Origin of the sequence: Dactylosporangium sp. McL0621 (genome assembly GCF_049995355.1) — a bacterium.
Classification (GTDB): domain Bacteria; phylum Actinomycetota; class Actinomycetes; order Mycobacteriales; family Micromonosporaceae; genus Dactylosporangium.
Genome location: NZ_CP188259.1, coordinates 9222603 through 9239913 on the forward strand (window position 1 = coordinate 9222603; position 17311 = coordinate 9239913).

17 protein-coding genes and 3 pseudogenes are annotated in these 17311 nt (G+C 71.5%); 11 read left to right on the forward strand and 9 right to left on the reverse strand.

Annotated elements, in window-relative coordinates; translation table 11 throughout:
- Positions 1-124: 124 nt before the first annotated feature.
- Entirely contained in the window at positions 125-1030 is a 906-nt protein-coding gene (locus tag ACPPVO_RS43860; RefSeq protein ID WP_426504465.1) for a zinc-binding dehydrogenase, read from the reverse strand.
- A gap of 98 nt (positions 1031-1128) precedes the next feature.
- On the opposite strand from ACPPVO_RS43860, the gene ACPPVO_RS43865 reads away from it, so the two are divergent.
- From ACPPVO_RS43865 to ACPPVO_RS43875, 3 genes are all read left to right on the forward strand, one after another.
- Entirely contained in the window at positions 1129-1980 is an 852-nt protein-coding gene (locus tag ACPPVO_RS43865; RefSeq protein ID WP_426504466.1) for a LysR family transcriptional regulator, read from the forward strand.
- A 650-nt stretch (positions 1981-2630) separates the two neighbouring features.
- Positions 2631-2879, forward strand: coding sequence for a hypothetical protein (locus ACPPVO_RS43870; RefSeq protein WP_426514942.1), 249 nt, complete (start codon positions 2631-2633; stop codon positions 2877-2879).
- 12 nt (positions 2880-2891) lie between these two features.
- Positions 2892-3275: a hypothetical protein gene (locus ACPPVO_RS43875; RefSeq protein WP_426514943.1), complete on the forward strand. Its 384-nt coding sequence runs from the start codon at positions 2892-2894 to the stop codon at positions 3273-3275.
- A 417-nt stretch (positions 3276-3692) separates the two neighbouring features.
- Here ACPPVO_RS43875 and ACPPVO_RS43880 read toward each other — a convergent pair.
- Positions 3693-3929 (reverse strand): annotated as a pseudogene (locus ACPPVO_RS43880) (nitroreductase/quinone reductase family protein); the annotation flags it as partial.
- Between the two features lie 64 nt (positions 3930-3993).
- Here ACPPVO_RS43880 and ACPPVO_RS43885 point away from each other — a divergent pair.
- Positions 3994-4611 carry a TetR/AcrR family transcriptional regulator gene (locus tag ACPPVO_RS43885; protein WP_426504467.1) on the forward strand — a complete coding sequence of 206 codons (618 nt, stop codon included), beginning with the start codon at positions 3994-3996 and terminating at the stop codon, positions 4609-4611.
- On the opposite strand, the gene ACPPVO_RS43890 is transcribed toward ACPPVO_RS43885, so the two are convergent.
- Positions 4571-5233: a hypothetical protein gene (locus ACPPVO_RS43890; RefSeq protein WP_426504468.1), complete on the reverse strand. Its 663-nt coding sequence runs from the start codon at positions 5231-5233 to the stop codon at positions 4571-4573. The two genes, ACPPVO_RS43885 and ACPPVO_RS43890, sit on opposite strands and share 41 nt — an antisense overlap.
- Before the next feature lie 106 nt (positions 5234-5339).
- Here ACPPVO_RS43890 and ACPPVO_RS43895 point away from each other — a divergent pair, with 106 nt between their 5' ends.
- The 3 genes and pseudogenes from ACPPVO_RS43895 to ACPPVO_RS43905 all read left to right on the forward strand — a co-directional run bounded on the left by ACPPVO_RS43895 (position 5340) and on the right by ACPPVO_RS43905 (position 9110).
- On the forward strand, positions 5340-7508 hold the full coding sequence (locus ACPPVO_RS43895) for an MMPL family transporter (RefSeq protein ID WP_426504469.1): 2169 nt from the start codon (positions 5340-5342) through the stop codon (positions 7506-7508).
- Positions 7509-7525: 17 nt separating this feature from the next.
- A pseudogene (locus ACPPVO_RS43900) lies at positions 7526-8059 on the forward strand (IS6 family transposase); the annotation flags it as partial.
- A gap of 220 nt (positions 8060-8279) precedes the next feature.
- Positions 8280-9110: a class I SAM-dependent methyltransferase gene (locus ACPPVO_RS43905; RefSeq protein WP_426504470.1), complete on the forward strand. Its 831-nt coding sequence runs from the start codon at positions 8280-8282 to the stop codon at positions 9108-9110.
- A gap of 285 nt (positions 9111-9395) precedes the next feature.
- On the opposite strand, the gene ACPPVO_RS43910 is transcribed toward ACPPVO_RS43905, so the two are convergent.
- Positions 9396-9758 (reverse strand): hypothetical protein, encoded by a 363-nt coding sequence (locus ACPPVO_RS43910; protein WP_426504471.1) that lies wholly within the window; start codon positions 9756-9758, stop codon positions 9396-9398.
- A gap of 292 nt (positions 9759-10050) precedes the next feature.
- Between ACPPVO_RS43910 and ACPPVO_RS43915 the strand changes: the two genes are divergently transcribed.
- Positions 10051-10572, forward strand: coding sequence for an RICIN domain-containing protein (locus tag ACPPVO_RS43915; protein ID WP_426502423.1), 522 nt, complete (start codon positions 10051-10053; stop codon positions 10570-10572).
- Between the two features lie 559 nt (positions 10573-11131).
- Here the strand turns inward: ACPPVO_RS43915 and ACPPVO_RS43920 are convergent.
- Positions 11132-12310, reverse strand: a complete 1179-nt coding sequence (locus ACPPVO_RS43920; RefSeq protein WP_426504472.1) for a HEAT repeat domain-containing protein — start codon at positions 12308-12310, stop codon at positions 11132-11134.
- Between the two features lie 120 nt (positions 12311-12430).
- Between ACPPVO_RS43920 and ACPPVO_RS43925 the strand changes: the two are divergent.
- Together ACPPVO_RS43925 and glnII are read left to right on the forward strand one after the other, a co-directional pair.
- Positions 12431-12745, forward strand: a pseudogene (locus ACPPVO_RS43925) (DDE-type integrase/transposase/recombinase); the annotation flags it as partial.
- A gap of 70 nt (positions 12746-12815) precedes the next feature.
- Positions 12816-13817, forward strand: coding sequence for a glutamine synthetase (gene glnII / locus ACPPVO_RS43930; protein ID WP_426504473.1), 1002 nt, complete (start codon positions 12816-12818; stop codon positions 13815-13817).
- A 61-nt stretch (positions 13818-13878) separates the two neighbouring features.
- Here glnII and ACPPVO_RS43935 read toward each other — a convergent pair whose 3' ends face one another.
- Together ACPPVO_RS43935 and ACPPVO_RS43940 are read right to left on the reverse strand one after the other, a co-directional pair.
- Complete coding sequence (locus ACPPVO_RS43935) at positions 13879-14040, reverse strand: hypothetical protein (protein WP_426504474.1); 162 nt, start codon at positions 14038-14040, stop codon at positions 13879-13881.
- A 128-nt stretch (positions 14041-14168) separates the two neighbouring features.
- Positions 14169-14600: a DUF1003 domain-containing protein gene (locus ACPPVO_RS43940; protein WP_426504475.1), complete on the reverse strand. Its 432-nt coding sequence runs from the start codon at positions 14598-14600 to the stop codon at positions 14169-14171.
- Positions 14601-15179: 579 nt separating this feature from the next.
- On the opposite strand from ACPPVO_RS43940, the gene ACPPVO_RS43945 reads away from it, so the two are divergent.
- Positions 15180-15653 carry a hypothetical protein gene (locus ACPPVO_RS43945; RefSeq protein ID WP_426504476.1) on the forward strand — a complete coding sequence of 158 codons (474 nt, stop codon included), beginning with the start codon at positions 15180-15182 and terminating at the stop codon, positions 15651-15653.
- Here the strand turns inward: ACPPVO_RS43945 and ACPPVO_RS43950 are convergent.
- Both ACPPVO_RS43950 and ACPPVO_RS43955 read right to left on the reverse strand, forming a co-directional pair.
- On the reverse strand, positions 15615-16109 hold the full coding sequence (locus ACPPVO_RS43950) for a hypothetical protein (RefSeq protein WP_426504477.1): 495 nt from the start codon (positions 16107-16109) through the stop codon (positions 15615-15617). The genes ACPPVO_RS43945 and ACPPVO_RS43950 overlap by 39 nt on opposite strands.
- 71 nt (positions 16110-16180) lie before the next feature.
- Entirely contained in the window at positions 16181-17308 is a 1128-nt protein-coding gene (locus tag ACPPVO_RS43955) for a NucA/NucB deoxyribonuclease domain-containing protein (protein WP_426504478.1), read from the reverse strand.
- Positions 17309-17311 lie beyond the last annotated feature (3 nt).

The following is a 17311-nucleotide window of genomic DNA, read 5'->3' on the forward strand; positions in this document are numbered from 1 at the left end:
CGCGGGCTACACGATGCACTACACAAATGGGTGTTTCGCAACGCTTAGCCACCTGCACGACCGCGATGGTGCGGCGGCTGGCAGCTCACCGAAGGTACTGCCAGCCGCCGCATTCGTGATCTACTCAGCCGATGGTTAGCACGGCTTTACCCGACAGGCGGCGCTCCTTCAGTGCGCCCAGCACGTCGCTGAGCTGGGACCAGTCGGCGACGAGTCCGAGGGTGGGGTGCAGCCGGTCCGTCGCGACCAGGTCCACCAGCACCTGCAGGTCCGGTGCTGGCGGCTGCGGGTGGGCGTAGGAGAGGTAACTGACCAGGCAGGCGCCTTCGTGGCCGATGAAATCGTAGACGTCGATCGGTGTCTTGATGCCGCTGGTCGTACCGCAGACGACGATGGTCCCGCCGGGCACGACCTTGGTCAGCGCGGCGGCGAGAGACTCCCCGCCGACGGACTCGGAGATCAGATGCTGGCCGCTGTCGGCATCGGCCGTAGCGGCGACAACGGCGGCGGCGCCGAGCGCGGTCAACTCCTTCTCGTGCCTGGGGTCGGCGACCGCGGTCACCCGCGCGCCGCCCAGGGACGCCAGTTCGGTCTGGAACCTGCCGAGCCCCCCGTTCGCCCCGGTGATCAGGACCCGCCGGCCGAGCAGGTCACCGCCGAGCCGCAGCACCCGCAGCGCGGTCAGTCCCGCCAGCGGCAACGCCGCACCCTGCTCCACGCTCACCGCGTCGGGCAGCACGGCCAACCGATCGGCAGGCACCGGCACCAACTCCGCCCACCCGGCCTGCTCGACCTGAGCGGCCACTCGGGTACCAGGCACCGGCCCGGACCCGTCCGCCGCCGCCTCCACCACGACACCCGCCACGTCCTGTCCGGGACGCCAGTCCCCCGTCCGGGACGCCAGCAAGGCCAGCTCACCCCGGTTCACCGAGAACGCCCGGACCGCGACCAGGGCCTCATTGTCCGCCCTCACCGGCTCCGCCACATCACGGACGACCGGGCCTTGCGGCATGTTGAACACAGCTCTCATAGGTCCAAGTCGACCCCCGGGAACAGCCGTAGACCAATGGGCAGTTGTACCGTACACAGATCACGGCCGGTGATGAATCCGGGACGACGAGGCACAGCGTGGAGCTACGACAACTGCGGTACTTCGTGACGGTAGCCGAGGAACAGGGCTTCGGCAGGGCGGCCGAGCGGCTGCACGTCGTCCAGCCCGCCGTCAGCCAGCAGGTCCAGCGACTGGAACGGGAACTCGGTGTCCGGCTGTTCGAACGGTCCACCCGGCACGTCAGGCTGACCCCGGCCGGTGAGCGCCTGCTGCCCGAGGCACGAGCCGCGCTCGCCGCCGCAGACCGGGTCGGCAGGGTGGCCGGCGGGATCGCCGCCGGCGCCGACGCCACCCTGCGCATCGGCACCAGCCAAGGACTCGGCGACCGCCTCAACCAGGTCCTCGAAGCACTGCCGATACCGGTGCGGCTGCACGCCCTGAGCCTCGCCGACCGCCTCGCCGCCATCCGCCGCGGCGACCTGGACGCCGCCTTCGTTCGCATCCTGACCGCGGCACCGCAGCTGGAACTCATCCCGGTCTGGACCGACCCGCTCATGGTCGCACTACCGGCGGCGCACCCGCTCGCCGCCCACCCCGCGCTGAGCCTGCAGCAGCTGGCCGACCTACCGCTCCGGCTCGTGCCCCGCCAGGACAACCCGCCGTTCCACGACCTGATCACGCAAGCCGGGGCCCGCCTCACGCTGTCGGTGCCCTTCACCAACGTGCAGGACACCCTCGCCGAGATCGGCACCGGCGAACCCACCTGGACCGTCCTGTACGCCGCAGCCGCCGAGACGGTCCCGGTCCGGCGGGTCGCACTCCGACCACTGACCGCGCCCCGGGCGATCACCTCCCTCGCCGTACCGCCCGGCCCGCCCACGGCGCCCCTGCGCCGCCTCCTCGACGCCTGCGCGGCGACTGAGCACTGACCGGCGAACGGCACTGAGGTTCCCCCGCATGGCTGATCCGCACTGCGCTGCTACAGAGGTTGAAGGGTCAGGGTTAGGCGGTTCGGGGTCGAGGGTCAGGCCGGGCGGCTGCGCGCCGACCACGCCTTCTCGGTCTTCGGGCTGCCGTTCCTGACGCTGGAGTACCGAATGAGCCGCAAGGTGGTGTAGCACAACCCTCGTAACTCGCCGCTTGACGAGTACAGATCACCCTGCAATGGTCAATGAGGGCACTTTGGAGCACTCCACGCACGACGTTCGCCGCGCTGACATGCCGCGATCAGCTCGCTACGAACGTTGCCGCAAGTTCGACAGCCCAGCTCAGGGAAGTCGATGAGCGCGCTCAGCCTTAGCTTGATCTTTAACCTGTAGGCTGCCGTCGGTCCTTGAGGGTCTTGTCGCGCTTGGTGGTCTTGCCGACGTCGTGGCGGGTGGCGACGGTGGTGTTCTTTGACCCTGGTGGGCGTCCGGGGCCTGGTGTGGTGGGTTTGGTGCCCTGGCGGGGCGGTGCGTCTTCGGGCGGATGTTCCGGAACCCGCGCCGGACGCGGGCCGGGGTGAGCCGTGTGCCGTGCCACAACTCGTCGCACCGGTTGTGAGCTGCGGTTTGGTCGGGCGGTGCACGATTGGGTCGTGGCGTTCCGGCTGCTGTACCTGACTGTGGCCCAGGTGGTCGGCTGGCTTGCGTGTCTGTCGCGCAGCGACGCTGCCAAGACCGCGGAGCTCCTGGTCCTGCGGCACGAAGTCGCGATCCTGCGTCGTCAGATCGGCCGCCCTCGACCGTCCTGGCCGGATCGGGCGGTGTCGTCCGCGTCGACGCGGCTGCTGCCCGGTCGGCTGCGCCGACATCGTCCGGTCACCCCCGCCACGCTGCCGGCCTGACACCGCCGACTGGTGCAACGCCACTGGATCTACCCGAACCGACCCGGCCGGCCGCCGATCAGTGCCGCGATACGCGACCTGGTCCTGCGGCTGGCGCGGGAGAACCCGAACTGGGGCCACCACCGTACCCAAGGTGAGCTGGCCGGTCTCGGGTACCGAGCCGGCGCCGGCACAATCCGGAGGATCCTGGCCCGCGCGCGGACAGGTCCAGCACCTCGCGGCGTGGACACCACCTGCCGACGCCTTCTGCGCACCCAAACGCACGGGCTGCTGGCCACCGACTCCTTCCACCTGGACACCATCGCGCTGCGGCGCAGCTACGTCCCGATCGTGACGGAGGTGGTCACCCGCCGGGTGCACATCCCCGGCGTCACCGCCAACTCGACCGGCGACTGAACCACCCAGCAGGCCCGCAACCTGATCGTCGACCCCGGTGAACGGGCGGCATCGTCTCGGTCTCTGGTCCGAGACCGCGACGCCAACTTCACCGGATGGCGCACGGCGCGCACCAACGGCGCCGACCTCGCACGCCTGCTCGCCTTCGGCGCCATGTGTGCCGTGGACCGGATCGCCGCCCGCCTCGCGTTCGCGTCCCGGGCACCGCCTAATCCGGCTCGACCCGGAACACCGGGCAGCGCGCCGCGGCCGCCGCGAAGCCGTCGGGGCTGGGCGAGTCGACCAGGCCGTTGCGCACGAACGCGGCGACCCCGCGGCGGTGCTGCACCGGGAACTGCCGCAGGAGCGCGCCGCGCCGCGCCGCGCCTGCGGCACCTCGACGAGCCGCACCGCAACCGTCCGGCGGCCCCGGCGCAGCAGGCCCCGCCCGCCGGCCCGCGCGTTCTTGACCCAGTCGGCATCCGGGTAGGCCTGCACGAGGTATTGCACCCCGTCCACGACGATCGGGGCGACGGGCGTGGTCCGGGGTATCCCGCTGCGCCGGCCCGGGACGGTCAGCAGGTGCATCGGGCCGACCGGCAGGCCGGCGCGGTGCAGCAGGACGACGAGCCGGTTGCGGATGCGATGCCGGAGCGTGAGGGTGCGGCGGTCCATGGTCGGGTCCTTTCCGTTCGTGAACTACACTGTTCGGGTTGTGGTTTCGGGACGGAGGCGGGGCGTGGGTGGGACCACGGGTGCCGAGCCGGTCAGGCAGCAGCGGGCCGACGCGCGGCGCAACGTCGCGGCGATCCTCGACGCCGCGGTGCTGTGCCTCACCGAGCATCCCGACGCGAGCCTCGCCGACATCGCCCAGGCGGCCGGGGTCGGCCGGGTCACGCTGTATGGCCACTTCAAAAGCCGGGCCGAGCTCCTCGACGCGGTGCTGATCCGGACCATGGCCGAGGCCGACGCGGTGCTCGACGCGGTCGACACGGCCGGCGAACCGGCCGCGGCGCTGACCCGCCTGGTCGAGGCGTCGTGGCAGATCGTGCACCGCTTCCGTTCGGTGTACCGGGCCGCCGGGCGTGAGCTGCCGCCGGAGCGATTCCACGACAGCCACGACCGGGTGCGCCGGCGCCTCCAGACGATCATCGAGCGGGGCCGGCGGGCCGGGGTGTTCCGCACCGACGTGACCGCGAAATGGCTCACCGCCGCCACGGTGGGCCTCATGCACGCCGCCGCCGAGGAGAGCGCCGCGGGCCGGCTCGCGCCCCACGACGCCCCGCTGTTCATCTCGGCCATCGTGCTGGCCGCGCTCACGGCTCCCGGCGCGCCGGTGCCGGCCGTACGCCGCTGATCGCCGCGGCGGCGCTCCAGGACCGGGTCATCAAGACGAAGCCGATGGTGTACGGCACCACGCCGACGATCTCGAGGACCTCGATGGCCGGCGAGGCCGGGCCGAGGCCGAAGATCGCCAGCCCGCCGACGGTGTAGACGACCGCGCCGGCGCCGAGCAGCAGGCCGGTGGACCGGGCGCCGTGGCGGGCCTGCAGCAGGCCGAGCAGGACGTAGCCGAGCGGGAAGAGCACCAGGGCCGGCAGCACGATGATGGCCGTGCCCGAGTCGAGGTCGCCCGAGGTGTGGACGAGTTCGGGGGCGTATTTCGCGGTGACCGGGTTCCGCGTGCCGTCCACGACGATCAGCCCGAAGTACCAGATCGTGCCCAGCAGGGCGGCGAAGACGGCGGTCAGGTCGCGGGGGCGCAGCCGGTCGGTGCCGAGCCAGGCGAGGGCGACGAGGCCGAGCGCCTGCAGGAGCAGGCCGACCGCCTCGAGGCCGTGGGTGACGCCGTAGAGCTGGCCGACCTCGGCGATGTGCGGGCCGTCGCGCTTGGGATGGACCAGGACGGCGAGCAGGAAGAGCAGCGCGCCGGGGATCGCCGTCGCCCGCGCGACGTGCCGCAGGTATGGGCCATTCATCGTTGCCTCCATTGCGGGGTGACCGAGTAATTCAAACAGTGATGTTCGGGTTAGAGTAGTCTCGCTACTCAAACATCCAAGTTCAAGTTCCGGCGGTGGAGGTTCGATGAGGCGCTTCTCACGGTTCGTGCTGCGGCACCGGACGGCGATCGTGCTGGCCTGGCTGGTGCTGCTGGTCGCCGGCGGCGCCGCGGCCGCACAACTGTCGGACCGCCTCTCGCACGACTTCGCGTTCCCCGGCACCGCCGCCGACCGGGCCAACCACGCGATCCTGGCCGCCTACGGCAACGGCGCGACCACGTACCCGCTGGTGCCCGTGGTCGTCCTGCCCGCCCCGACCGGCACCGGTGACCCGGCCGACGACCCCGCCGTCGCGCGCGCCTTCGCCGCCGCGGCCGTCGACCCGTCGTTGCGCGTCGTGTCGTATCCGTCCACGGGCGACCGCCGGCTCATCGGCCGGGACGGTCGCACCGTCTTCGGGCTCGTCTTCACGCCGCCGACCCGCGGCGGGCCCGCGCCCGACTACGCCCCGCGGATCACCGCCGCGATGGCGCAGGCCCTGCCGCCGGGCGCCACCGTGCACGTCACCGGCCTCGACGCGCTCTCCACAGTGGACGACTCCGGCTCGGGCGCGAGCGTACTCACCGAGACCCTCGTCGGTGCGCTCGGCGCGCTGCTGGTGCTGGCCTTCGTCTTCGGCTCGCTGCTGGCCCTGGCGCCGCTGCTCGTGGCCGCCGTGTCGATCCTCACCACCTTCCTCGTCGTGCTGCTGCTGACCACCGTCTCCGACGTCAGCTTCATCACCCAGTTCCTCGTCGCGCTCATCGGGCTCGGCGTGGCCATCGACTACTCGCTGCTGCTCGTCACCCGATGGCGCGAGGAGCGGGCGGCCGGCCACGACGGCGACGAGGCGGTGCACCGGGCGATGGCCGGCGCCGGCCGGGCGGTCCTGCTCAGCGGCGTCACCGTGGCCGTCGGGCTGATCGCCCTGGTGGTGCTCCCCGTGCCGTTCCTGCGCAGCGTCGGCTCCGGCGGCATGCTCGTGCCCCTGGTCAGCGTGCTCGTGACGCTCACCCTGCTGCCGGTGCTGCTGGCCACCGCCGGGCCGCGCCTGGAATGGCCCCACACCCGCCGCCGGCCGCCGACCGGCCGGGCCTGGCGCGCCTGGGCCGGCGGCGTCGTCCGCGCCCGGTGGCTCGCCGCCGCGGCCGCCCTGGCGATCCTCGGCGCGCTCGCCGCGGCGGCGACCGGCATCAAGCTCGGCGACGCCGACAGCACCGCCCTGGCCCGCTCCGCCCGCCCCGCCCCGGCGGCCGGCCTGCGCGACCTCGCCCGTGCCGGCATCCCCAGCGGCGTGCTCACCCCCGTCGAGGTCCTCGTCACCGGCGACGCGCCGCCACCGTCCACCGTGGACACCGACCCGGGCGTCTACGCGATGCTCACCCCGGCCGACAGAGCCGACCCGGCGGGGCGGCGCGGCCCGGCCCGGCTGCTCGTCGTGCTGCCCCGCGACGAGGCCGGCAGCAGCGCCGGCAAGGACACCATCGTGCGCATCCGAGCGGCGCTCGCCGCCCGGCCCGATGCGCAGGCCGGCGGCCTCGGAGTGCTGCAGTACGACGCCGAACACGCCTTGTACGACCCGTTCCCGTGGCTGCTCGCGCTGATCGGCCTGGTCACCTTCGTGCTGCTGACCCGGGCGTTCCGGTCGGTGCTCCTGGCGCTCAAGGCGGTCGTGCTCAACCTGCTGTCCCTCGTCGCCACCTACGGCGTCCTGGTCCTCGTGTGGCAGCGCGGCCACGGCTCCGAGACCATCTGGAACGTGCCCGCCACCGGCGCGATCACCTTCTGGGTGCCGCTCATGGGCTTCGCGTTCCTCTACGGCCTGTCCATGGACTACGAGGTCTTCATCCTCGCCCGCATGCGCGAGGAGTACGACGCCTCGGCCGACACCCGCACCGCGATCGTGGAGGGCCTCACCCGCACCGGCCGCCTGGTCACCAGCGCCGCCCTGATCCTCTGCCTCGCGTTTGTGTCCCTGGCCACCGCCCCGAGCACCGACATCAAGATCCTGGCCACCGGCCTCGGCGCCGGCATCCTGCTCGACGCCACGGTGGTGCGCAGCCTCCTGGTCCCGGCCACCGTGTCGCTGTTCGGCCGCTGGAACTGGTGGCTGCCCGGCTGGGCCGCACGCCTGCTGCGGCTCGCACCGGCGACGCCGCCCGAGGCCGGCGGAGTCTCGCCGATGGTCTCTACCATCGACCGGCGTGAGGCATGACGAGCGTTGGTACGCACTGGTCGAACAGTGGGTGTCCGCTGCTCGCCGACGCCGCCCGGTTCTGCCCGCATGCACCCGGTGACAGATGGTTCGTCGACGAGACCTACGTCAAGGTCAGTGGTGTCTGGCGGTACGTGTACCGCGCCGTGGACCAGCACGGCCAGGTCATCGACATGCTCGTCTCCACTCGCCGGGACGCCGCCGCAGCCCGCCGGTTCCTCCGCCGGGCGCCGGCCACGCTGAAGGTCACGCCGAGCGAGGTCGTCACCGACGCGGCACCGGTGTACCCGACCGTCCTCGACGAGCTCGTCCCGCCGGCGTGGCACCACGCCGAACGCCATGCCAACAACCGGATCGAAGCCGACCACAGCCAACTCAAACAGCGACTCAGACCGACGCGAGGGCTGCGCACCGACCGGACCGCACAGACCATCATCGCCGGACATGCCTTCATCCAGAACCTCCGCCGCGGCCACCACGAACTCGGCCGCGACGCCCAGCGCGGGCTCCGCGTCGCAGCGGCGTTCACCGAACTCGCCACCGCCATCTGAGCCAGCCAGGGAACCGGGCTCAACGCGTCACCCGATCAATTAACGCAACGGCGCCCCCTAGGCGCCCTCGCATCAGCGTTGCCGATCTCTACCTGGCTCAGACCCTTCACCTACCTCTCAGTGCTCGAAGTAAGTCTGGTGTCTGACCTCCACCTGCTCTGACGCGTTGACTATCGCGACATGTCGCGTTACCGTCCAGGGCGACGCGAGGGAGAATGCCATGGCGCGCAGGCAGGTGGCGCAGACCGCCTTCGGGGCGGCGACGATGCGGGCAATCGAAGGGTCCACCCCGGCCGACATGCGACTGTTCGACGACCGTCTCGTGGGACGCCTGCTGACCGGAGCGCCCGCGTTGATCGCGCACCGGGCGGCGGTACGGGCGGCGTTCCGGGCCATGATGGAACGCCTCGCGCCCGGCTTCTTCGGCGGCGTCGTGTGTCGTACCCGAGCGATCGACGACGCCAGCTCGGAGGCGCTCGCGTCCGGTACCCGGCAGGTGGTGATCCTCGGCGCCGGGCTCGACACCCGCCCGTACCGGATGGAGCCGGTGCGCCACGCCGAGGTGTGGGAGCTGGACCTGCCCGCAGTCCAAGACGCAAAGAAGGCGGCCGTGGCCCGTACCCTCGGCGCGCTGCCGGACAACGTGCGGTACCTCCCCGTCGACCTCGCCGCCGGTACCGCCGGGAACCTCTTGTACCGCAACGGTTTCGACCGTAACCGTCGGGCTCTCGTGGTGTGGGAGGCGGTCAGCCAGTACCTGTGCCGCCCGGCGGTCGACGCGGTCCTGCAGTTCGCCGGCACCCTCGCACCGGGCAGCACGCTCGCCTTCACCTACCTCACCCCGGCGGCGTTCGTGGACGCCCGACAGGCGCGCCGACGCGGCTGGACGACCGGCTTCCCGCCGGACGGGTTGAAGGCTGAGCTGTCGGCGTACGGCCTGAGCCTGTCCGCCGACCTCGGCGCGGACGAATACCAGCAGCGCTACCTCGAGCCGCTGCGCCGTAACCTCACGGTTTTTCCGATCGAACGGCTGGCCGTCGCGACGACCTAACGGCCTGGTGGCCGCAGCACGGCTCGCCGCAGCCTGGGCCGCCCTCGCCGCGCTCGGAGTGACCCTCGCCGACCTGCAACGCGACGCCCGGCCCCGAAGGCCGGCCTTCGACGCCTACCTGCCCCAGGTCGTCGCCGCCGCCGGGCCGGGAGCGCGCCGGGCCTACGGCACCTACTGGCGCCGCATGGCCAAGGCTTGGCCGGTCGCCCGCTCGACGAGATCGCCGCCAGCGAGCTCGAGGCCATACGCCTGGACACCCGCGCGCCCGCCGGGCCAGCACGAACATCAACACGCCGGCCGCCACCGCGCCCGCTGCGACCCACGCCGGCACGCCCGGCACACAGGCGAGCACGGCGAACCCACGACCACGACCGCCGCGCCGAGCGCGAGCGCCGACCGGGCGGCGACCAGCGGGCTCCACCGCCCCCGCGCGTCGACCGCGGTCTCGACCAGCTCACCGACGTCGGTGACGACCGGGTCGTCCAGCTCGCCCGCGGCCGCGTCCCGCAGATACAGCTCGCTGCCGTCGATGATGCCGGCGTCGCTCAGGCTCGCGCCCGGGACAGGTTCACCCGGCTCCGCGACCCCACGACGGTGACCAGCCGGCGTTCGTCGCTCACCGCGCGCGCCGCTTCGTCGGCCGTGCAAGCACCATGAATCCCGGTTCTCGATGTCGTGGCGGCGCCGAGCGGGATCGCCCGGCGTCACGTGCGCGCCCATCGTGGGACCGCCACCTTGCCGACTTCTTGTCGTGCCGACGCCACTGCGGCACCGAGCCGGACAGCGGCTGCAGGGTGCGACGCGGCCAGGAGCGGGCCGCAACCCGGAGGTGTCCCGCCGAAGCGACGGATTCCTGACGTATCGACCGTCCGTACTCGACGGTCTTCCCTGGCGAAACACTCACCCGCATCGATCACAGCAACACGACACGGAGCACCCGATGAACCGGAAACTCAAGAAGCTCGCCGTCAGCGCCGCCGCCACGGTCGCGGCGGTGGCCGGCGCGGTCGCCATCAGCCCCGGGACGGCACACGCCTCCGGCAACTTCACCGCATGGCTGTCGCCCGCATCCAACCCGTACATCTTCGCGGACGTGCAAAGCGCCTCGACCAGCACGCTGGCACCAGTGATCCTCTACCACTGGACGGGCGGCAACAACCAGAAGTGGGTCTTCTGGCAGCAGGCCAGCGGCTACTACCTGATCCAGAATCTGAACAGCGGCAAGTGCCTGTGGAGCGACGGCGTATCCGGTCACCAGGTGCTCCAGGTTCCCTGCGACGGCAACCAGTACGAGCTGTGGCGCACCGGCCTGACGACCGACTACATCGGCCGGACCATCCAGAACGTCTCCAGCGGCCTCTACCTGGACGTGTACCAGGACGCACGCGGCGACGGCGCGAAACTCGACACCTACGGGTGGACCGGCGGCAACAACCAGTACTTCCAGGCCACTCCGGCCTGATCAGACCGGACGGGACCGCGGAGGCCACCGGGGACCTCCGCGATCCCGTCACCGTCGTCAACGACAGCCGAACAGGCCGAAGACCAGCAGCTCACCCCCCGGCGACGGCTCAGATGCGCAACGGGCGGAGCCGGGGACCGCACGGTATCCGGGTCGCCGGGTGTGCGGACGGCGGCGAGGTGCTGCAGGTCGGCCGCGCCGGCATGTCTGAGGGCCGGCGGGAGTGGGTGCCCCAGGGGTCATGTCCAGCTACACGGCGAACCCGCCGCGGTGGAGCGGGCCAAGCGCGGCGCTACCGGTAGGGCAGGCCGCCACGTCGATGTCGAGGTCGAGCACGTCTGCGGTGTCGTCCGCCTTCATCACGGCGGTGATGGATCTGGTCCCCGCCGGCAAGTTGCCGACGTTGAACGAGATCTCCTTGTAGGTTCGCCAGTCGCCGGTGCCCAGCAGGTCGGGCGCGGGGATGACCGGGGCCGGTCGCCGAACCCACGTGGACCTATGGTTTTCGTGGGAACCGCCGCTCTGGTAGCCGTCGGCGTTGACGCCCGGCGTTGCGGCCTCACCGTCCGGTGAGAAGGTGGCGGCGGACCTTACCGCTGGGGTCGGCGCAGAGCTGGCCAGCACGTGCGGTGAACATGTCCGGGTCGAGGGTGGCGAGGGCGCGCCATGCCTCGCCGCGGATTCGCACGTTCGGATGGTCGAGGAAGGCGAGGAGCCGGGTGGCATCGTCGCGCGTGCCCATGTCGGCAAGGCCGGCGAGTGCACCGATGATTGCGTCTCGGGTGGCAACGGCGTTGGCGAGCGTCGTGCGGTAGAGCGCGGCGGAGCCGGTGTGGCCGAGGGCGCGCAGGCTGGCGCGGGCCAGGTAGCGCACCCGTGCGTCGGGGTCGAGTAGGGCGCGGCGGAGGTGCGGTTCGCTGTCGGGGTGGTGGGTGCAGGCCCGCAGCGCCTTCCACCGGATACGGGGGTTGGGGTCGGATTCGAGCAGCGGCAGCAGCCGGCGTTGGACGGCCGGGTCAAGGCTGCGTGCGGTGGCCACCCCGGTGGCCCAATGCCGCAGGGCCGGGTCGCCGGTGGCGACGGCCTGCTCGACGGAGGCGGCCGGCTCGATGGTGGCGAGCATGCGCAGGCAGCTCGCGGCGACCGAGGGGTCATCGCCGCGGGCGCCGGCCCATAGGGCGGCTCGGCCGGCCGGATCACCGTCGATGAGCAACTCGCCGATGGTGCGCACGATCGGGCCGGCGCGGCGCCGCGCGCCGAGGCCCTCGATCAGCGGGAGGAGCTGCACGAGCAGGGCGGCGTGGCCAACCGTGAGCCGGGCCTGCACCGCGGTGGTGGCCTGTTGACGGACGGGGTCGACCGGATCGTTGAGGCGCAGCAGCAGGAACGGCAGGGTGAACAGCTCGTCGCTGCTGGCCAGCCACCGGATACCGGCCTCACGCAGGTATCCGGACCGGTCGAAGGTCAGCAGCGCCGCGACCGCGGCGGCATGCCGGCCGTAGCCCTCGGTCAGCGCGCCGACGTCGGTTCCGAGGATCGCAGCGAGCGAGCGGCGATGGCCGCGGTACGCGCCCTCAAGGACGACGACGGCACGCGGGGTGGCCACGCGCAGCAGGCCGCTGAGCCTTCCGGCTGTCCGCGCCGGGTCCTGGTCCCACCAGCGCAGGACCTCCTCGACCCCGACGATCAAGCGCTCGGCGTTCCCGCGCTGCGCCCATTCGTCGTGTTTCCACCGCATCGTTCTTCCCATCCCGCAGCCGGACGGCGATACGGCTGCCCCTGCTTGCGCAGGATAGCCAGGGACACCAAGCGGCTCTGTTGCATACGCCGTTCGGCATGATCGAGGCAGGCTTGAACAGTGAGCGGTGTCCGGCGGTGCCGGTACCGGGCCGTGGACCAGAACGGCCAGGTCATCGACGTGCTCGTCTCGGCCCACCGCGACGCCGCCACAGCACGGCGGTTCTTCCGCCGGACGTTGGCGACGTTGAAGGTGAGGCCCACCTAGGTGATCACTGACGCAGCATCGGTGTACCCGGCCGTCCTCGACGAGTTGGTCCCGTCGGCGTGGCACCAAGTCGAACGCCATGCCAACAACCGGATCGAAGCCGCCGAAAGCCGCCTGATGCACCGGCTCAGAGCGATGCGCGGACTCCGCACCGACCGGCTGAGCGTGTCGGCGGTTTCGTCGGTGTGCAGCCGCGTCGCCGCACCCAGTTCACGAGTCCCCGAGGGAGGTACCAGACATGGCGTTCAAGGCCGAGTACATCTGGATCGACGGCACCCATCCGACCGCGAAGCTTCGTTCCAAGACGAAGATCGTCGCCGACGGCGCCGAGCTTCCGCTGTGGAGCTTCGACGGGTCGAGCACCAACCAGGCGCCCGGCGACAAGTCCGACTGTGTGCTGAAGGCGGTGTTCACCTGTCCGGACCCCATCCGTGGCGGGGACGACGTGCTGGTCCTGTGCGAGGTGCTCACCATCGACATGGCGCCGCACCCGACGAACACCCGGGCCGCCTGCGCCGAGATCGCGGCGATGTACGCCGACCAGGAGGCGATCTTCGGCATCGAGCAGGAGTACACGTTCTTCAAGGACGGCCGGCCGTACGGCTTCCCGCCCATTGGCTTCCCCGCTCCGCAGGGCGGGTACTACTGCGGCGTCGGCGCGGACGAGGTCCACGGCCGCGAGATCGTCGAGAAGCACATGGACCTGTGCCTGGCCGCCGGCCTGCACCTGTCCGGCATCAACGCCGAGGTCATGCCCGGCCAGTGGGAGTTCCAGATCGGCCCGGTCGGCGTGCCGCGGGTCGCCGACGAGCTGTGGATCGCCCGCTGGCTGCTGTACCGCATCGCCGAGGACTTCGGTGTCGCCGCCACCCTCGACCCGAAGCCGGTCAAGGGCGACTGGAACGGCGCCGGCGCGCACACCAACTTCTCCACCAACGCGATGCGCGACAACTACGACGCGATCATCATCGCCTGCGAGGCGCTCGGCAAGCGCGTCTCGGAGCACATCGCCGGCTACGGCGCTGAGATCGAGCACCGCCTGACCGGCATGCACGAGACCGCCCCGTGGAACGTCTACAGCTACGGTGTCTCCGACCGGGGCGCCTCGGTCCGCATCCCCTGGCAGGTCAAGGTGGATGGCAAGGGGTACATCGAGGACCGCCGTCCGAACGCGAACTGCGACCCGTACGTGACCACCCGCCTCATCATCGAGACCTGCTGCGGCGCGCTGGCCGGCTGACGTACCGCCAACGGAGGGGTGCTGCGCGAGTGGCGTGCACCCCTTCCACCGGTCGCGGCGGTCAGCCTCGCTCCGCCGGCACCGCCCACAGCGACCAGCCGGCGTCGCCCTGGTCGAGCAGCGCGGCCAGCCACGGCAACAGCTCAGCCACCTCGCTGATCACCGGCTCGGGGGCGTTGGCGATGGCCAGCCCGGACCCGCTCAGCCCCTGACCGGCCGGCACCCGACACTTGCATGGCCGCTCAAGTCGAGCAGGCCGGATGGGCGGAACTGGCATCTGGTCCACAACCTCAACGATGCCGTCAACGAGCTCGTCACCAAGCACCGCCCAGCCCGTCTCCCGCACCTGTATCAGGCCTGGGCAACCGTCGTGGCCTCGCCGCCCTCCGGCGACGCCTCGGCGAGCAGGCGGCGGTGCAGCTCGGTGGTCAGCACATGGATCTGGCGGGTCAGCTCAGTGTTGGTCTTGAGCTCCAGCTCCTGCTCGTTGAAGTCGTGATCGGCCTTCGCCTGCTGGAACACCGCCTGGCGGTTCTGGCCGATCATCACGAACGTAGAGAGGAAGATCGCCTCGAGGGACACCACCAGCGTGAGCGTCGGCCAGGGGCTGCGCTCCAGCCACAGCATCCAGACGGCAAAGAGCACGGCGTGGACGTACACAAACGGCATGGAGCCCGCGAAGGCGGTCACCCCGTCAGCGACACGCAGCTGGAGGCTCGCGGCCATCTTCGCCTCATGCGCGACGTTGACCGGATGGCGGGGGCGGGAGATTGCGTCGGCCACAACTCACTCCGAAAGACGGCTATCGAGTGACGCGCATCCTACAAGCGATTCCTGAGGACGGTGCCCCCTCGGCTCATTTTGGACCAGGTGTGCGATTCCGTGTTCTTGTTCTTTCCGAGCCCGGGCCGACCGCCAGGGGCCAGAACTCCGATCGGCGATCACCGCCGCGGCCGAATCTCGCCCGCGCATTGTTGCGAGGGTCCACATGGTGGTGGGGTAATCGGCAGGCGGCTCGCATCGACTTGCGCGGCTGGTGCGACGATCGCTGGTGGCGCATGGTGCTCATTCGCTTCTGGGGGTCACCTGCCGTCGCAGCCCGTTGCTCACGCGTCGAGTCAGGAAGTACAGGCCGAGGTGATTGTGTACGATTCTGCCCGCGTAGCGCCCTGACCGGATCGTCGCCTCGGCGAGGCCGGGGAGCGTCGCGCAGGCCCAGGGCCCCGGCACGGACCGCCATCGAGACGGGCGAGGTGCGGTACCGATTCTGGATGCCCCTATTCCTGGCGCTGCTCCTGCTCGCCGTCGTCGCCTTCGCCCTGCGGGTCATCGCCCGCCACCGGAACCGCCTATAGTGGTCGAATGCGGTCGATATCTGCCGGGGCGGTGATCGCGCTGCTCGTGGCGGGGATCGCGGATCTGGCCCTCGTCGCCGCGTATCGCAGCGCCGCCCAGGACGCCACGACAACCGGCGAGCTGTTCGCCGCGCTGGACGCCGCGCGTCTGCTGCACCGCCTGGCCTTCCTCGTCGCGTTCGCCGCGCTGATCGCCGTCGCCGTGGCGCTACGCCGGGCGCCGTGGTGGTGCCGGCTGCTGTGGGTCGCGTTCGTCGCGCGGGCCGTCGCCGCGTACGTGACCGCGCCCGAGCCGCCGCCCGGGTACCAGGCCCTCTGGGACGACTCGCAGCCCCCGACGGCCGGCCTGCGCCGGTCGGTGCTCGGCGAGCTGTGGGCGATGATCCCCGTCCCGGTCGACGCGCTCGGCGTCGTGCTGCTCGCCGCGGCGGCGGCCGGGCTGCTATTCGTCGTCCTCCGGCGAGTCCCCGAGGCGCCATAGCTCGAGCAGGTAGTGCTCGAGCCCCGCGTATGCGGCCAGCGCGTCGCCCCACTGGGCGGTGGGCAGGTCCGGATGGTCGCGTAGGAACCGGTGCGCGGCGTCGGCGGCCTCGCCGCGTCCGGTGGCGGTGACGCGGATGCGGTACACCCCGGGGCCCTCGGCCAGCTCGCCGGTGATCCCGCTGACGCCCATGTCGCCGAGCCGGACGCGCCCGGAGGGGAAGTCGATCTCGTGTTCGTGCCGCGGGGCGGCCGGTGGTGCTTCGGCGCCGAGCACGCGGAGGCGGACGTCCACCGGGATCAGGTCCTGGGCGACGCTGATGACGAGGACGTAACCGGTTGAGCCGGTGACGCCGGCCGACGCGGCGACGACGGCCGCGTCCATCCCCTCGGCGGCGTCCGCCTCGACGTCGCGCAGGGTGAGCAACCGGTAGTCCGGGGTCAGCCGCAGGTCCATCGTCCGCCGTACCGCCTTTCAGTCAGCTGCGCCGTGGTGCCCCGGACGGACCGGGGCACCACGGCGTTCGGTCAGGGAGCCGTCGTGACGGTGAACCCATCGCCGTCGAGGAGCCGGTTGGCGCCGTAGAAGGCGTTCAGCTTGGACCCGCCGAGCTGGTTCTGCTGGGCGTTGATCGGGCGGGCCGACCCGTGCCACTCCTGCGCGCCGCGGGGTTTGCCGGCGGTGGAGTACGCCGAACCCTCCTCCGTGGATTTGAACGGATACTCGTCGCAGTCCAGCCCGCCAGCCGCGTAGTCGTCGCCCCACACATCCTTGCAGATCCCCACCGACGCCCGGTGGTTGGCGTCGATCTCGCTCGCGTCCATCAGGCGGTGCAGCTGCGACGGCGGGTTCTTGCCCACGAAGCTCGGGAACGTCCGCTCGGGGTGGTGCAGCGCGTCGTTGACGTGCTTGGCCTCGGCGTCGATGCCGACGCCGGACATCGGCAGGACGAACTCCGGCACGTTGTCGACGAACACGGTGCCCTTGTACTTCCCGCCGCCGAGGGCCGCTCCGGCGCTGTCGAACCGGACCGCGTTGCTCGCGACGATCCGCAGGGCGGGTTCGGTCAGGCCGTCGCGGTACTCGACGAGGTAGCTCACCTGGGCGACGAACTCGGCGGTGTAGTACGGCAGCAGCCCGGCGGTGTCCGGCGACGTGATCGAGACGACGTCCATCGCCGGCTGCTGGTACCAGCCCAGCGCCGTGCGCTCCTGCCGGAGGGTCGCGGGGCACGTGACGTCGCCGCGTCCGGCGCACCCGTCGTACATCACGGTCAGGAACGTCAGGTCGTCGCGCATCGACGAGGTCTGGTGCATGTTCTCGACCGACGTCACGTAGTCGACGCGGCGGCTGCCGTCGTAGGCGAACGCCAGGATCCACAGGTCGAAGTCGACGAAGCCGAGCTCCTCGCCGCTCTGCCGGCGCAGCACGACGTGCAGCGGGTAGTGATGGCACTGCTCGAAGCGGGTGCGGGCCCAGCCGTACCGGGAGCCGGCCTGGTCGGGATGCGCCTCGCAGTCCTGTTTGAGGTCGGCGGCCTCGTCCAGCAGCCGCGTGGTGTTCCCCGGCCGGGCCGGCGCGGCGAGCGCACCGACCGGGCTCAGGGTAAGGGCCAGCGTCAGACCCAGGGCGGCCGCGGCGACAGTTCTCCACATGGT

What these genes read in the sequence shown, in the direction of transcription:
- ACPPVO_RS43915 (WP_426502423.1), top strand. Translation starts at nt 10,051, where the DNA reads ATGAACCGGAAACTCAAGAAGCTCGCCGTCAGCGCCGCCGCCACGGTC.
- ACPPVO_RS43895 (WP_426504469.1), top strand. Translation starts at nt 5,340, where the DNA reads ATGAGGCGCTTCTCACGGTTCGTGCTGCGGCACCGGACGGCGATCGTG.
- ACPPVO_RS43860 (WP_426504465.1), bottom strand. Translation starts at nt 1,030, where the DNA reads ATGAGAGCTGTGTTCAACATGCCGCAAGGCCCGGTCGTCCGTGATGTG.
- ACPPVO_RS43955 (WP_426504478.1), bottom strand. Translation starts at nt 17,308, where the DNA reads ATGTGGAGAACTGTCGCCGCGGCCGCCCTGGGTCTGACGCTGGCCCTT.
- ACPPVO_RS43920 (WP_426504472.1), bottom strand. Translation starts at nt 12,310, where the DNA reads ATGCGGTGGAAACACGACGAATGGGCGCAGCGCGGGAACGCCGAGCGC.
- ACPPVO_RS43950 (WP_426504477.1), bottom strand. Translation starts at nt 16,109, where the DNA reads ATGGACCTGCGGCTGACCCCGGACTACCGGTTGCTCACCCTGCGCGAC.
- ACPPVO_RS43890 (WP_426504468.1), bottom strand. Translation starts at nt 5,233, where the DNA reads ATGAATGGCCCATACCTGCGGCACGTCGCGCGGGCGACGGCGATCCCC.
- glnII (WP_426504473.1), top strand. Translation starts at nt 12,816, where the DNA reads ATGGCGTTCAAGGCCGAGTACATCTGGATCGACGGCACCCATCCGACC.
- ACPPVO_RS43905 (WP_426504470.1), top strand. Translation starts at nt 8,280, where the DNA reads ATGGCGCGCAGGCAGGTGGCGCAGACCGCCTTCGGGGCGGCGACGATG.
- ACPPVO_RS43945 (WP_426504476.1), top strand. Translation starts at nt 15,180, where the DNA reads ATGCGGTCGATATCTGCCGGGGCGGTGATCGCGCTGCTCGTGGCGGGG.